The 14,704-nt window shown below is 47.4% G+C and carries 15 protein-coding genes; 14 read left to right on the top strand and 1 reads right to left on the bottom strand.

The features are described from left to right. The first annotated feature begins 5 nt into the window (after window positions 1-5). The 11 genes from nadB to apgM all read left to right on the top strand — a co-directional run bounded on the left by nadB (window position 6) and on the right by apgM (window position 9,950). Window positions 6-1,553, top strand: coding sequence for an L-aspartate oxidase (gene nadB / locus HQM11_08365; protein MBF0351033.1), 1,548 nt, complete (start codon window positions 6-8; stop codon window positions 1,551-1,553). Between the two features lie 27 nt (window positions 1,554-1,580). After that, entirely contained in the window at window positions 1,581-2,444 is an 864-nt protein-coding gene (nadC, locus tag HQM11_08360) for a carboxylating nicotinate-nucleotide diphosphorylase (protein ID MBF0351032.1), read from the top strand. A gap of 14 nt (window positions 2,445-2,458) precedes the next feature. After that, window positions 2,459-3,187, top strand: coding sequence for an isoprenyl transferase (locus HQM11_08355; protein MBF0351031.1), 729 nt, complete (start codon window positions 2,459-2,461; stop codon window positions 3,185-3,187). Between the two features lie 71 nt (window positions 3,188-3,258). After that, complete coding sequence (locus tag HQM11_08350; protein MBF0351030.1) at window positions 3,259-4,119, top strand: phosphatidate cytidylyltransferase; 861 nt, start codon at window positions 3,259-3,261, stop codon at window positions 4,117-4,119. A gap of 64 nt (window positions 4,120-4,183) precedes the next feature. Beyond that, entirely contained in the window at window positions 4,184-4,393 is a 210-nt protein-coding gene (locus HQM11_08345; GenBank protein MBF0351029.1) for a type II toxin-antitoxin system HicB family antitoxin, read from the top strand. A gap of 114 nt (window positions 4,394-4,507) precedes the next feature. Further along, window positions 4,508-4,717 carry a type II toxin-antitoxin system HicB family antitoxin gene (locus HQM11_08340; protein ID MBF0351028.1) on the top strand — a complete coding sequence of 70 codons (210 nt, stop codon included), beginning with the start codon at window positions 4,508-4,510 and terminating at the stop codon, window positions 4,715-4,717. Beyond that, window positions 4,714-4,926, top strand: a complete 213-nt coding sequence (locus HQM11_08335) for a type II toxin-antitoxin system HicA family toxin (GenBank protein ID MBF0351027.1) — start codon at window positions 4,714-4,716, stop codon at window positions 4,924-4,926. Before HQM11_08340 ends, HQM11_08335 begins: the two co-directional genes overlap by 4 nt. Window positions 4,927-4,986: 60 nt before the next feature. Beyond that, window positions 4,987-6,183: a 1-deoxy-D-xylulose-5-phosphate reductoisomerase gene (locus tag HQM11_08330; protein MBF0351026.1), complete on the top strand. Its 1,197-nt coding sequence runs from the start codon at window positions 4,987-4,989 to the stop codon at window positions 6,181-6,183. Continuing rightward, window positions 6,180-7,508 carry an RIP metalloprotease RseP gene (rseP, locus tag HQM11_08325; GenBank protein ID MBF0351025.1) on the top strand — a complete coding sequence of 443 codons (1,329 nt, stop codon included), beginning with the start codon at window positions 6,180-6,182 and terminating at the stop codon, window positions 7,506-7,508. Before HQM11_08330 ends, rseP begins: the two co-directional genes overlap by 4 nt. Before the next feature lie 19 nt (window positions 7,509-7,527). Next, window positions 7,528-8,721: a hypothetical protein gene (locus HQM11_08320; GenBank protein ID MBF0351024.1), complete on the top strand. Its 1,194-nt coding sequence runs from the start codon at window positions 7,528-7,530 to the stop codon at window positions 8,719-8,721. Window positions 8,722-8,729: 8 nt separating this feature from the next. Further along, window positions 8,730-9,950 (top strand): 2,3-bisphosphoglycerate-independent phosphoglycerate mutase, encoded by a 1,221-nt coding sequence (gene apgM / locus HQM11_08315; GenBank protein ID MBF0351023.1) that lies wholly within the window; start codon window positions 8,730-8,732, stop codon window positions 9,948-9,950. A gap of 1 nt (window position 9,951) precedes the next feature. On the opposite strand, the gene HQM11_08310 is transcribed toward apgM, so the two are convergent. Continuing rightward, entirely contained in the window at window positions 9,952-10,320 is a 369-nt protein-coding gene (locus HQM11_08310; protein MBF0351022.1) for a hypothetical protein, read from the bottom strand. A gap of 401 nt (window positions 10,321-10,721) precedes the next feature. On the opposite strand from HQM11_08310, the gene HQM11_08305 reads away from it, so the two are divergent. From HQM11_08305 to HQM11_08295, 3 genes are all read left to right on the top strand, one after another. Then, window positions 10,722-12,185: a DegQ family serine endoprotease gene (locus HQM11_08305; protein MBF0351021.1), complete on the top strand. Its 1,464-nt coding sequence runs from the start codon at window positions 10,722-10,724 to the stop codon at window positions 12,183-12,185. A gap of 120 nt (window positions 12,186-12,305) precedes the next feature. Next, window positions 12,306-14,075 carry a phosphoribosylamine--glycine ligase gene (purD, locus tag HQM11_08300; GenBank protein MBF0351020.1) on the top strand — a complete coding sequence of 590 codons (1,770 nt, stop codon included), beginning with the start codon at window positions 12,306-12,308 and terminating at the stop codon, window positions 14,073-14,075. Further along, window positions 14,072-14,695 carry a phosphoribosylglycinamide formyltransferase gene (locus HQM11_08295; GenBank protein MBF0351019.1) on the top strand — a complete coding sequence of 208 codons (624 nt, stop codon included), beginning with the start codon at window positions 14,072-14,074 and terminating at the stop codon, window positions 14,693-14,695. Before purD ends, HQM11_08295 begins: the two co-directional genes overlap by 4 nt. Window positions 14,696-14,704 lie beyond the last annotated feature (9 nt).

Raw genomic sequence — 14,704 nt, 5'->3', positions numbered from 1 at the left:
GAATTATGAAACTAAAAACTCCGCTGGTCGTGATTGGAAGTGGTCTCGCAGGTTTGTTGTCCGCACGACTCGCAGCGGATCACATGCCCGTTATTCTGCTGACAAAAAACACGATTTTTGACAGTAATACGCAATGGTCTCAAGGCGGAATCGCGGCAGTCTGCGGCAAGGATGATTCTGTGGAACTGCATATTCGGGATACGATGATCGCAGGGAGTGGGCATTGTGACCAACAGGCGGTTCAGGTGCTGTCCAAAGCCAGTTTCAAAGCCATTCAGACACTGGAGCAACTGGGAATCCGGTTTGACAGGGATGAAGATAATAATTATGCGTTGGGGATGGAAGGCTCCCATAGTGTAAAACGCATCCTTCATGCCGGTGGTGATGCCACTGGCGCTGAAATTCAGCGTGGACTTGTGCAAAGTGTGGCGCAACATCCTAACATTGAAATACGGGAACACACTCTGGTCACACGAATTCTCCGCAACCGGGAACGTGTTCAGGGGGTTTTGTATTATGATGTGATGACCCGCAACATGTCTGAACTTCATACGTCCCAGGTTGTCCTTGCAACCGGTGGAGCCGGGCATTTGTTTGAGTATACCAGTAATCCGGAGGGTGCGACGGGGGATGGCGTGATCCTGGCTTATTGCTGTGGAGCACAATTGATGGATCTTGAATTTTATCAATTCCATCCGACGGCGTTGAATCTTCCCGGCAGACCTAATTTTCTAATCTCCGAAGCGCTGCGTGGTGAAGGCGCGGTTTTGAGAAACTCCAGGGGAAACGCTTTCATGCGTGAGGCTCATCCCCTCAGAGATCTGGCCCCCAGAGATGTTGTGTCCCGTGTCATCTATCAGCAGATGAGTCAGGAAAAACAGCAGATTTTCCTTGATGCGACAGAGATTGCGGAAACCATTGCTCTGGAAAAACGATTTCCTACCATCTTCAAAACCTGTCTCCATTTCGGGATCGATATTCGTGTTCAAAAAATCCCTGTGACACCTGTGGCTCATTACATGATGGGCGGAGTCTACACCGATTTATGGGGCAGGACCACGGTTCCCGGATTGTACGCCTGTGGAGAGGTAACCAGAACCGGCGTGCATGGAGCTAACCGACTGGCCAGCAATTCGCTTCTCGAAGCCGCGGTCTTCGCCATGAGAGTGGTGGGTTCCTTGAAAAAAGACCAGCGACAAAAGTCCTTATCTGAGCCATCCGGATACCTTCAACCCCGCTATTCAAAAACCCCGACCCTTATTTCACTCCCTGATCTGAAAAAAATGATGTGGGATAAGGTGGGGCTTTCAAGACGGGCTGAGTCACTCAAAATGGTGTGTGACTGTTTGCATGACGCTTCATTGCCCAATCCCGAACCATCAGGGAAAGCGGTATTCGAACTTGAAACGCTTCAACTCATGGCACAGTTGATGGCGGAGGCCGCCCTTGAAAGAGAAGAAAGTTGCGGTGCCCACTATCGTGAAGATTTCCCCAAACAACATACCCCTCGACGCCCCCCCATCATCAAAATGATTTACGACTGGGCATCCTGATATTTCTAACCCCGGCAGGTGATTTCCATGCATCAATTATATGTTCGCCGCTTGATCCAGACTGCACTTGAAGAAGACATTTCATGGCAGGATTTTTCCACACAAAGCACCATAGATCCTTCCTGGACAGGATCCTTTGTCATTCATCAGAAAAAGCCCGGTGTGGTGTCAGGACTTGATATTGCCAGAGACACATTTCTGATGCTGGATCCTGATGCGCACTGGATAGCGTTTCAGAAAGATGGCAACTGGAATCCTCCGGGAACCTTGCTGGCGTCTGTCTCAGGAAATGCCTGTGCCTTGCTTCAGGCAGAGCGGGTAGCGCTGAATTTCCTGCAACGTCTCAGCGGCATTGCCACACTGACCTGGAATTATGTCCAGGAAGCCCGTAAGGGATCACCCACCGTACATATTGTCGATACACGCAAAACCACTCCGGGATTGCGCTATCTTGAAAAATATGCCATTCGGTCAGGAGGGGGGCACAATCACAGATTCAATCTGTCAGACGCGGTCATGCTCAAGGACAATCATCTGGCTATGCTCAAACAGCATGGAGTTCCGTTGAAGGATGCCATCCTGAAGGCTCGTGCGAGCATCCCCCATACCATGCGCATTGAAGTGGAAGTGGATCTGTTATCACAGATTGATGACGCTCTGGCTGGAGGCGCAGACATTATTCTGCTGGACAACATGAGTTGTGAAGAATTGAAACAGGCTGTACAAAAAATTCAAAAACGTGCCATCACCGAAGCGTCTGGAGGAGTTTCTCTGCAAACGGTTGCGGATATCGCGGCAACAGGCGTTGATCAAATATCGGTGGGAGCACTGACCCATTCAGCACTGGCCCTGGATATCAGTCTGGACTATGAAGACGAACCCTCACACTGACATTAAACTGGAATATGCATCCACTTTGGCAATCCATTGACAAACAGCTTCTTCCCCGACATGTGGGAATCATCATGGATGGTAATGGTCGCTGGGCCCAACAACGAATCATGCCCCGATTTCAGGGACACCGCAGTGCTGTCAAGGCAGTACGAGTCACAGTGGAAACCTCTGCTGAGATTGGACTCAAAGCCCTGACGCTCTATGCGTTTTCAACGGAAAACTGGAAACGTCCCCAGACCGAAGTTTCCATTTTAATGGATCTGCTGGCGGAATATCTGGAAAAAGAACTCAACACCATGCTGACTAACAACATTCAGTTGCGCCTGATCGGCGACCGGGCCGCATTGCCGGAATTTATTCATGCGCCGCTGGACCGTGCCCTGCAAAACACAGCGGGGAATACAGGGCTTGTTTTGAATCTCGCTGTCAATTATGGCGGTCGGGCGGAAATCATCAGGGCGGTTCAGTCTATTGTGAGTGCTTACGCAAAACAGCCGTTTGAGATCGGAACCATTGATGACGCAATGCTTCAACAGCATTTATACACACCTGATTTGCCAGACCCTGATCTGATTATCCGTACCAGTGGTGAATACCGGATTTCCAATTTCCTATTGTGGCAAAGTGCCTATGCGGAGTTTTATTTCACCAATGTCCTGTGGCCTGATTTTACCCAGGAGGAATTTTTCAAGGCCCTGCTTGATTTTCAGAATAGACAGCGCAGGATGGGCGGTGTATAGCTAAAGGGAAGTCCTCCATTAGTCAATCAACCTCAGAATCATCTAACTCAGTTTTCAACAAAAAAGGAATCATGTCAGAAACCGAAACAATCAATCTGGAACAACCTCAAAAACCAAAATCAGATGTAAAAACCCGAGTGATGACAGCTATTCCCGCGGCATTGGCTGTGATTGGCCTGCTGGTTTTTGGCTCTCAAACCGTGTTGGGACTTGTCGTTCTGGCATTCGCCCTGGTGGGTATGCATGAATATCGAAACATGTTTGCCGGGAATGGAATAAATCTGAATGCTCCCGTGCTCATGGGATTGACCATTTTGATCGGCCTGGGCGGAACTTTCGGAGGTGTTTCAGGAATCAATGCCATGTTGCTACTGAGTGTGCTGGCTGTGCTGTTCTTCCAACTGCTGTTCACCCCCCGTCATGAAATTGCTGATTTACAGGAAATGGGGCTGTATCTGTTTGGTGTGCTCTGGATTGGATGGAGTTTCAATTATCTCACGCCCCTCAAAAATCTGCCACAGGGTACCGCCCTGATTTTTCTGCTCTTACTGACCATCTGGGCCAGTGATTCTTTTGCGTATTTTGGAGGCAGAGCAATTGGCAAAACCCCACTTGCGCCATCTATCAGTCCCAAAAAAACGATTGAAGGCAGTGCCTGCGGTGTGATTGGCAGTGGCCTCATCGGTGCGATTTATTCGGCTCTTGTGCTGACCCATCTGAACTGGTGGCAGGGCGCTGTCATCGCTGTTGTGATTGCGGTGGTCGGCCAAATGGGCGATTTGGTCGAATCCAAAATCAAACGGGTGTGCCATGTCAAGGATTCCGGCACACTTTTCCCCGGACATGGCGGTGTGCTGGATCGGGTGGATGGTTTTCTGACCACCGTTCCGCTGTTCTATTATCTGGTCATTCTCATGGAGCATGTGGGTTAATATATCCTGTAAACAGGATCATTAAATTGTCATTGTGCAAACCAATATTACATTGCGGAGAGGAATGAATAGTTACACAGCAGTTATTAAATCAGTGGATAATTGGTGGATTGGTTGGATTGAGGAAGTCCCAGGGGTGAACTGTCAGGAAAAAACCCGTGATGAATTAATGAAAAGTCTGAAAATCACGTTACAGGAAGCTTTGGAATTGAACAAACAGGATGCACTGAGCGAAGCTGGAACAAATTATTTTGAGGAACAGATTGCGCTATGAAGAGAATGGAGCATGTGGGTTAGCACTGTCACTTATAAAACTTTCATGAACGCAATCATAAAAGAAATGAAGTATAGACCAGTATGGTATCGTCATTGACTGAAAAAGGAACAAATGAAATTTTCTATTGAAATTGAACAGGAAGAAGATGGCAGATGGATTGCTGAAGTTGTGGATTTGCCGGGGGTAATGGGCTATGGAAAAACCAGGCCGGAGGCTATCATAAAGGTGCAGGCTTTAGCCTTAAGAGTTCTTGCGGATCAAATTGAGCATGATGAAACACAATCGGAATATGTCAACATTGATCTGGCAATAGCCCTATGAACCAGTGGAAAACCACAAAATCAAAACAAGTTTTTGCCGCTCTTCAGCGCATAGGTTGGAAGATCAAACGTCAATCGGGATCTCATCGAATTTTAACCCGTGAGGGGTGGAAAGACACAGTATTTGCGTTCCATGATAAAGAAGAGATCGGTCCGAAAATGTTGTCACGATTGGCAAAAGTCACAGGATTAACTCCTGAAGATCTTTGATTTTGCCAATGTTTCACAAACACCTTCCCTTATGTTAAACCCTAACTCTGTATTGGCAGCATGATAAAAAAAAATCTGGCTGTTTTGGGATCTACTGGTTCCATTGGGGTCAATACCCTGGATGTGGTTCGGCAATTTCCCGATAGATTCAAGGTCATTGGCTTATCCTGCCAGAACCAGGTCGAGACAATGATTGATCAGATTGAGGAGTTTCATCCGCGTATCGTGTCCGTTGGATCCGAAACCGCGGCCCGCGGTTTAAGGGAACGGTATCCAGAGCCTCAACTGAAAGTGTTCTGGGGACAGGATGGACTTGAGCGTATCGCAACAGAACCCGAAGTGGAACTGGTCGTTGCCGGTATTGTCGGTGCCGCAGGTTTGAAATCCAGCCATGCGGCTTTGTCTGTTGGTAAAACACTGGCCCTGGCCAACAAGGAAACCATGGTTCTTGCAGGAGATGTCATGGTGGCCACAGCCCGACAGCATGGTAGCCGCATACTGCCTGTGGATAGTGAACATAATGCGGTTTTTCAGGCGTTGGCAGGGCATAATCCTCAAGAAATCGAAAAAATTATTCTCACCGCTTCAGGGGGACCGTTCAGGGATCGTCCGGTGGAAACCTTCGAAAACATCACGCTGGAAGAAGCACTGAATCATCCCAACTGGAAAATGGGTTCAAAAATCACGATTGATTCAGCCAGCATGATGAACAAAGGTCTGGAGGTGATTGAAGCCCGCTGGTTATTTGACGTGTCGGTGGACAAGATTGAGGTGATCATTCATCGCCAGAGCATTATTCACTCAATGGTTGAATATCAGGATGGGTCGTTCATTGCCCAGATGGGACTTCCGGACATGCGAGTGCCGATTGCCTATTGCCTTTCCTGGCCTGAACGGCTTCCGCTGAAAATTCCTAAAATGAATCTGTCTCAAATCGCGAAACTTCAGTTTGAACAGGTTTCTGGAAAAAAATTTCCCTGTCTGGCGCTGGCCTTCAAGGCGGCCCGGCTTGGTGGTGGCGCACCGGCGATTCTCAATGGAGCCAATGAAGAAGTGGTCGCCCGTCTTCTGGATCGACAGATCCGTTTTGTCGATATCGCACGTGTTTTGTCACAGGTCATGGTTCAACTGGAACAACAACATCATCACCGGGAGGCCCCGGCGTTTTTAAAGAAAATCAACACTGTGGATGACGCGCTTCAGGCTGATGCCTGGGGACGGCATCAGGCACATCTCGTTTTGGAGAAATTGAAATGATCACAACCATCGCGGTTTTTTTACTGGTACTCGGCTTTTTGATTTTTATTCATGAACTGGGACATTATGCGGCCGCCCGTCACGCAGGTGTGCGTGTAGAACAGTTTTCCATTGGCTTTCCGCCAAAGCTCTGGGGAAAAAAAGTTGGCGAAACTGAATATCTCATTTCATGGATTCCGGTTGGCGGGTATGTCAGGCTATGGGGACAAAATCTGAACGATGAAAACGAGACTGACCCGGAAAATTATGCGTCTAAATCCATTTTTCAGCGATTTTACATTTTAGTGGCTGGCCCCTCCATGAATCTGTTATTCGCGTTTTTATTCATGCCATTGGTTTACATGATTGGCGTGAATGTGCCCAAATATCTGAATTCATATCCTGTAGTATTCCAGGTTTCTGAGCAGGGATTGGCTCAACGTATTGGTCTGCAACCAGGTGATGAGATTGTTTCGGCCAACGGCAAAGAACTACAAAGCTGGCAGCAATTGTACGACATGGTGGGAGAAATATCGCCTGAAGCAACGCTGACGCTTGTTGTATCTCGCAACGGATACCTTGTTCCCCTGAAGGAAACCAGTCTGGCGGAAATGGAACGGGATGGAACGGGATGGACTCCTCATATTGAGCCGGTGGTTGGCAGTTTCTCAGAAAACTCACAGGCGGAATCCGCAGGGTTACAGCTTGGTGACCGGATTATCCGGATCAACGGAAAGGCCATTGAAGACTGGAGTCAGATCACCGAAACAATTCAGACTGAGCAGAATTCAACGGACAAGGCAAAGACGAATCATAACAGCCAGCCCAGTCCCTTAACCGTTGAAGTGGATCGCAATGGAACGATTATGAAGATCGAAGTAATCCCACTGTATGATGCGGCCAACCAGCGATTTCTTATGGGCATGGGGATTGAAATGACACGACAGTCTTATGGTCCGATTGACAGCGTGATCATGGGGTCCGAACGTTTGTGGTTTGTGACCCGCTCCACTTTTTCCTTCATGGGCAAGCTGTTTTCAGGACAAGGAACAATGAATGACGTAGGCGGCCCTGTGCGTATTGGTCAGGTTCTGGGAGATGCGGCAAGAAACAGCATCACTGATCTGTTTTTTTTAGTTGCCGTGATCAGTTTGCAATTGGGTATTTTTAATTTATTCCCGATTCCCGTGCTGGATGGCGGACATATCTTTTTTCTGCTGCTTGAAAAAATCAAGGGTGGCCCCCTGAATCCTGTGTTTCGGGAACGGATACAAATGGTGGGAATGTCGCTGTTGATGCTACTTATGATTGTAATCACCTACCATGATATCCTTCAACTTAAATAACCTTTGAGCCTGTTCTACCATGAGTAAATTCCGATTGATGGTCATCAAGCCCAATGGTGTGAAAGAACCTTTCATGCGAGGGATTCTGACGCACTCACTGGTACAACGCGGACTTCCCTTCAAAAAAGCCTATAAAGTGGCACAAACCATACGGGAGCGCCTGTCCAAAAAAGATGAAATCATGACGGCTGAACTGAATATCATCGTCAATCAGGAAATTGAAAAAAAATATGGATACAATTGTCTGGAATCGCTGAAAAACACCATGGTGGTGTCGTCTACCATCATCAATATTGTCTCAGAAAACGGGACATTTCCCTTCTCACGGGAATTGTTGTCCAAACCCATCACAGCCACGGGATTCTCTCCAACACAAGCCTATCAATTGACTCAGGAACTAGAAAATGAACTGCGTCAGGATGGGGTTTGGGAAATCAAACTGGAGGAGGTGTATCAACGACTGTATGACAAAATTGTCGCTATCAAGGGGAAGGAGTTCGCGTCGTTGTATGAATTGTCGCGAAATCTGAAAAAACTCGACAAACCAGTCATCATTTATCTTGGTGGCTCTGGCGGTACAGGCAAATCAACGCTGGCAATGGAACTAGCCTCACGTCTGGGTATCATGAAAGTGACAGGCACTGACACGATCCGTCAGATCATGCGCATGGTATTCACCAAGCAGATCATCCCATCACTACACAGTTCCTCCTTTGAAGCCGGTGATTTTGAACGGTTCTGGCTGGAAGGCGATGACAAGGTTCTGGCAGGCTATACGTTACAATCATTCAGGGTTTGCGCCGGAGTGCATGCTGTGGTGGAACGGGCCATCAAGGAAAACATGAGCATGGTGATCGAAGGTGTCCATCTGCTCCCGTCATTGCTCCAGTTGAAGAAATACCAAAAACAGACCTATCAGATCCCGATTGTCCTGTCTCTGATGGATGAACCCAATCATCGTGCCCGTTTTGTTCATCGTCATGAACAATCCCAGAGAACATCCCGTTATGATGAAAATTTCCATAGTATCCGGTTGATTCATGATCACTTTATCGCACAGGCCAATCAGTATGACATTGATATCATCAATAACACCGATTTTGACTCATCCCTTGATGAATTGGTGCAAACCGTTATGGATAATCTGCAAAAACAAATCAGGGCACATCATCACAAAGATTCCAAAGAAAAAAATAATAATACCGCCAAATAGGTTTTGTCATGAGTGTTATTTCCAAGTTATTGATCATTCTGGATGGTTTGGCCGATGAACCCATAGATGCCTTGAACACTCAAACTCCCCTGCAGGCGGCTCAAACACCCAACCTGGATTATCTTGCGACCCTTGGTCAGTCCGGAATAGCGGATCCCACAGCACCACATTTTCCTCACACTACGGCAACCTGCACTCTCGGGATTTTAGGATATCCCCCTGGAGAAAAACCCGTTCCTCGCGGAATTGTTGAGGCTTTGGGAACCGATCTTGAGCTTGAACCTGGTGATGTCGCATGGCGTGGAAACTGGGCCACGGTGGACGAAAATGGTTTTATTATTGATCGGCGGGCTGGCCGTATCCGTGAAGGTGTTGAGGAACTTGTTAACAGTCTGAATCAAATGCGACTGGATAGGAACGAAAAACTATTTGTCAGATCAGCAACTGAACACCGGTTTGCGCTGATTATCCGAGGGCAGGGACTTTCAGACAAAATTGTGAGCAGCGATCCGATTGAAGAACGAACCTACCAGAAAAAACTAATTCCACACGCACTCGATCCTGCCGATTCAAAGGCGCAGAGAACTGCACAACTCCTGCGACAGTTTGAAGATAAAGCTGAGCAAATATTAAAAAATCATCCGCTCAATGTTCTGCGCCAACAAAAAGGACAAGTGCCCGTGACAGGTATTTTGACGAGAGAAGCCGGCATGATGCGATCCTTGCCACCAATCCACATAAATAACCAATTACTAAACGCGGCGTGTGTGACGGGTGATCGTACCATTTTCGGATTATGCAAAATGACAGGGATGGATGTTCTTCACGCACCGGAAATGACCGCAAATCTTGACAGCAATCTGGCTCTTAAATTTGAATATGCGACTCAGGTCCTTCGAAAACGGGATCTGGTGGTTCTACACATCAAGGGATGTGATATCGCCGCGCATAATCAGGATGCCTTGAGGAAAATGAAATTTATTGAAGAGTTCGATCTGCGGTTGGGCCATTTTCTGGCAGAATGGAAGGAGCCTTTACGAATTGCGGTCACTACCGATCACAGCACCTCCAGCATCACAGGACACCACATGGAAGGTCCAGTCCCAGTGTTGCTTTATGGCTCCCATATTGAAGCGGACCAAATCCATCACTTTGATGAAGTGTCCGCTCGTCAGGGAAGTTTGGGGTATTTTCAAATGTGGGACTTACTGAAACATTTGTGCCGGTGAATCAGGCCTGCTGTTGATTCAAGCTCCGTGTGTTATCAATCACCAGTTTCAGTGTCGAATTCAAGGGCAATTTCCGTTTCTTTCTCAATTTGGGAACGGGTCTGGATTTCACCGCTACGGGTTCATTCTTTTTAAAAATTTCCGGATATTTGTAATTGACGATGAAGCTGATAATCATCAGACGATGTTCTGTATCTGCCACCATGTACAAGTTGGTCAGGCTTGAATTGACTTCCTGAAAGCGGGTTTCCCAGTATTGGGCACCCAACGGGCTATGCTGAAACATGGCGTTGATATCTTCATAGGTCCAGTTGAATGCGAATTGACAAAACGCATGCACCAGATCTGTAGCTTTGGTTGTGACTTTCATAAGATTTATCCCTGAACTGTTGAAACTCAGTTTATACAACCTGATAGCAAAATGCTCCAAAAACATAGCATGAGGAGTTTCGGGTTACGCTCCGGAACTCCTTGCGTTTTTATTGGTTGACTTGTTATTGGTTTTGGTTCCAATCCATAGAACCGTTGCCATTTGATCTTGCATGATGTTTGCCATTCTGAAAAAGAACATCAAAAAATATAGTTTTTTCCCAATATTACCGGTCACAGTACACGGTCTCAGGAGGCCGTTCCGGCATACAAAAAACTTGTGGTTTATGGAGGGTTCCCGTTTTATGTGGACCTTAAAAACAGGTGGGTGGATCTTTCGTTCAATGGTGTTCGTTCTTCAATATTCAAGATTGGAATAACTCAGGAGTGTGTATGAAAACAATGCGTTGGTCACTATGGACAGGAATCGTGTTTTGCCTGTTTGGGTTTTTGTCTCATAGTATTTTTGCCCAGAGTGCAGACAGTCTGCAACCCTTGATCCGTGAATCAAAAACACGGGCTCAACTGGTCAAAAAACTCCAGAAAGGAGTGGTTCATATCAAGGTTGAAAAAATGGTGAAAGGCCATGATGGTCAGCAGTTGAACAATCCATTCGACCAGTTTAATGATGAGTTCCTTGATCGGTTTTTTCCACCGGGATTTCGCAAGCAGCCTCATGGGAATCAAAAGGAGCGACAGTTTAAGCAGGAAGGTTTGGGGTCTGGCGCACTCATTAACAAGGATGGCTTCATCCTGACGAACCATCATGTGGTAGGCGAAGCTGACAAAATCGTGGTTAAATTGTATGATGGCCGGGAATTTGAAGCAAAACTGATCGGGACTGACCCGTTGTCGGACATCGCTGTTGTCAAAATTGATGTGACCAACCCTGATTTCCTGCCAATGGGCAATTCCGATGACATTGATGTCGGTGAGTCTGTGATTGCTATCGGGAATCCCTTTGGGTTGACACAAACTGTGACCTTCGGAATTGTCAGTGCCAAGGGGCGCTCCAATATCGGCATCACCGATTATGAGGATTTCATTCAAACCGATGCCGCCATCAATCCGGGAAACAGCGGAGGACCACTGTTAAATCTGAGCGGTGAAATCATTGGTGTGAATACCGCTATCTTCAGTAGAAATGGTGGCTATCAGGGAATTGGTTTTGCCGTTTCTATCAACATGGCGCGAAGGATCATGGAAGAGTTGATTGCGTCTGGTTCCGTCTCGCGAGGTTGGCTGGGAGTCAGCATTCAGGATCTGACACCTGAACTGGCCAAAGCGTTCGGTCTGTCAGGCACCGAAGGCTCACTGATCACCGGCATCATGCCCGGAACGCCAGCAGAAACCAGCGGAATTCAGAAAGGGGATGTCATTATCAAACTGAATCAGAAATCTATCAGCAACAGCAATAACCTCCGAAATGAAATTGCCAATGCCAAGGTTAGCTCAACCGTTAAGATTACAGTCCTGAGGAAAGGAAAGGAAATGGTTTTTTCTGTGAAACTGGGAGAACGTCCGAGCGACCCGACGGCCAGCAATGAGCAGGTCCCTGAACCGGCAAAAGAGGATAATCTTCTGGGATTGAGTGTGCAAAACCTGACACATGAAGCGGCTGATCGCCTGGGCTATAACGATCTCAAAGAGGCCGTTGTGATTTCCAGTGTTGAGGTGGATTCAGAGGCAGAATCCAAAGGCCTCAGGCCCGGTATGTTGATTTTGGAAGTAAACCAGTATGCCATCAAAAATGTGGATGAATTCAAGAAAATATTGAGTGGTCTGGATAAATCCCGAGGCGTATTGCTATTGGTTCAAAACCGTCAAAATTCCCAATATGTCTTTTTAAATCCCCAGAACAATTAAAATATTTAGTGATTGTAACGTTGTTTTTATGTCAGGCTGGATCCCCAGAATCGAGCAGTGATTCCTGCCTGTCTGAAAAAACCATTTCTTACATTCATTTTATTATTCCAGAGGTGACAGATGACCCATAAAGTTTTGATTATCGGTAGTGGTGGACGCGAGCATGCGCTGGTATGGAAACTGAGCCAGAGTTCGGTCGTGACCAAAATATTTGTTGCACCGGGAAACGCTGGAATGGAAGACCTGGCACAACGTGTTACCTTGCATTCCCATGATGCTATTGTGTCGTTTGTTCGGCAAGAATCCATTGATCTCACCATCATTGGACAAGAAGTATATCTGGTGGAAGGCCTGGTTGACCGTTTAGAGCGCGAGGGCTTTCTGGCGTTCGGACCAAGTGCGGCCTCAGCCCAACTTGAAGGCAGCAAAGGGTTTGCCAAAGACTTCATGCAACGTCATCATATTCCGACAGCGGCATACCGGCAATTCACGGAAGTTTTGCCAGCGGAACAATTTCTGGAAACCCTCAAGCCCCCCTATGTGATCAAAGTCGATGGATTGGCGGCCGGAAAAGGTGTGCTGATTTGTCAGACAAAGGAAGACGCTCGTCAACAGATCCATAATATTCTCGAACTCCATGCCTTCGGCGACGCGGGCTCCAGTATTGTGATCGAAGAATTCCTTAAAGGTGAAGAAGCTTCTTATTTTGTGATCAGTGACGGCAAAAATTACATCACCTGCCCTTCCGCACAGGATCATAAACGCATCGGTGAACTGGATACAGGCCTGAATACCGGCGGTATGGGGGCATACTCCCCGGCACCTGTAGTGACAGCTTCTGTGGAAGACCTGATTCTGAAACAGGTGGTTGAACCCACTTTGAAAGGGATGTCCGAAGAGGGCCATCCCTACAAGGGGGTGTTGTATATCGGACTGATGATTGATGGCGGACAGCCCAGAGTGATTGAATACAATTGCAGATTTGGCGATCCTGAATGTCAACCGTTGATGATGCGCCTCAAGAGCGATTTATTTCCGTTGTTGAGGGCGTCTGCCAGAGGCGATTTATCCACAACGCAGGCTGAGTGGGATTCACGGCCAACAGCATGTGTTGTCCTGGCATCGGAAGGATATCCTGAAAATTATCCCAAAGGTAAAATCATCACCGGACTGGATGACAATACCGAAAATGTGATGGTGTTTCATGCGGGCACTGTCAAGGATGGCCCTGTCTATCGCACCAATGGCGGGCGTGTTGTCGGCGTTACCGGCATGGGCAATACACTCGAAAACGCGGTAGCCGCCGCCTATGACAGGATACGAAACATACACTGGGATGGCATGGTTTATCGGAGAGATATTGGACTCAAAGGCCTGTGTCATTTCAAAGACGGACGTGCGACAAAAAGTGTGGCTATTATGATTGGCAGTCAAAGCGATCTTGAAATAGCGAAAAAAGCCACGGCTGTGCTGGACCAGTTTGGTGTAGGATATTCCCTGTGTGTGACTTCCGCGCACCGTACACCGGAAAGAACCCGTGAATTTATGCACAAAGCGGAAGTAGCCGGAGTGGAGGTATTTATCGCCATGGCAGGCATGGCTGCGCATCTTCCTGGTGTTGCCGCCTCCGAAACAACCAGACCGGTGATCGGAGTTCCGATCCTTTCATCCTTACAGGGAATGGACGCATTGCTGGCCATTGCCCAGATGCCTCCAGGCATTCCAGTTTCCACCATGGCAATCAATGGCTCCGTCAATGCGGCGTTGAGCGCCATTCAGATGTTGTCCATTCGCTATACAGACCTGCGTGCCAGGATGAAATTATACCGTCTGGAAATGGCTCAGAAAGTAGCGCAAGCACATCAAGACGCAGGGTTGGAGACGTTATGAAACCTTTTCCTGTAGGAGTTCTTGTTTCAGGTAGCGGTACGAATCTGCAAGCCATCATCAACGCTCAGGAAAAAGGGAATCTCCCCATATCCATTGAGGTGGTGATTTCCAACAAGGAATCCGCCTATGCCCTGGAACGCGCAAAAAATCATGGCATCCCGTCTTTTTATATTTCACACAAACAATATGAATCCCGTGAAAAATTTGATCAGGCCATGCATGAAGTGTTGGTTGCCCATGGTGTGGAGTTGATTGTGCTTGCGGGTTTCATGCGCCTGGTTTCTCCATGGTTTGTGACACAATGGAAAATGAAAATCATCAACACACATCCCGCACTTGTTCCGTCTTTCCCTGGGGTACATGCGGCAAAACAGGCCTTGGAATATGGTGTCAAAATCACTGGTTGTTCGGTATTTTTTGTGGATGATGGGGTTGACACCGGACCTGTGATCATTCAGGCCGCAGTGCCTGTGCTTTCTGATGACACAGAAGATAGTCTGCAAGCGCGAATTCAGGTACAGGAGCATCAGATTCTACCTCAGGCAATCCACTGGATCGCCAATAAGGAATTGAAAGTGGAAGGCAGAAAAATTATCACGCCCCCAATTCTTCACCGATAATAAAACATA

The organism is SAR324 cluster bacterium (assembly GCA_015232315.1).
Classification (GTDB): domain Bacteria; phylum SAR324; class SAR324; order SAR324; family NAC60-12; genus JADFZZ01.
This window is presented reverse-complemented; position numbering and strand designations above follow the sequence as displayed.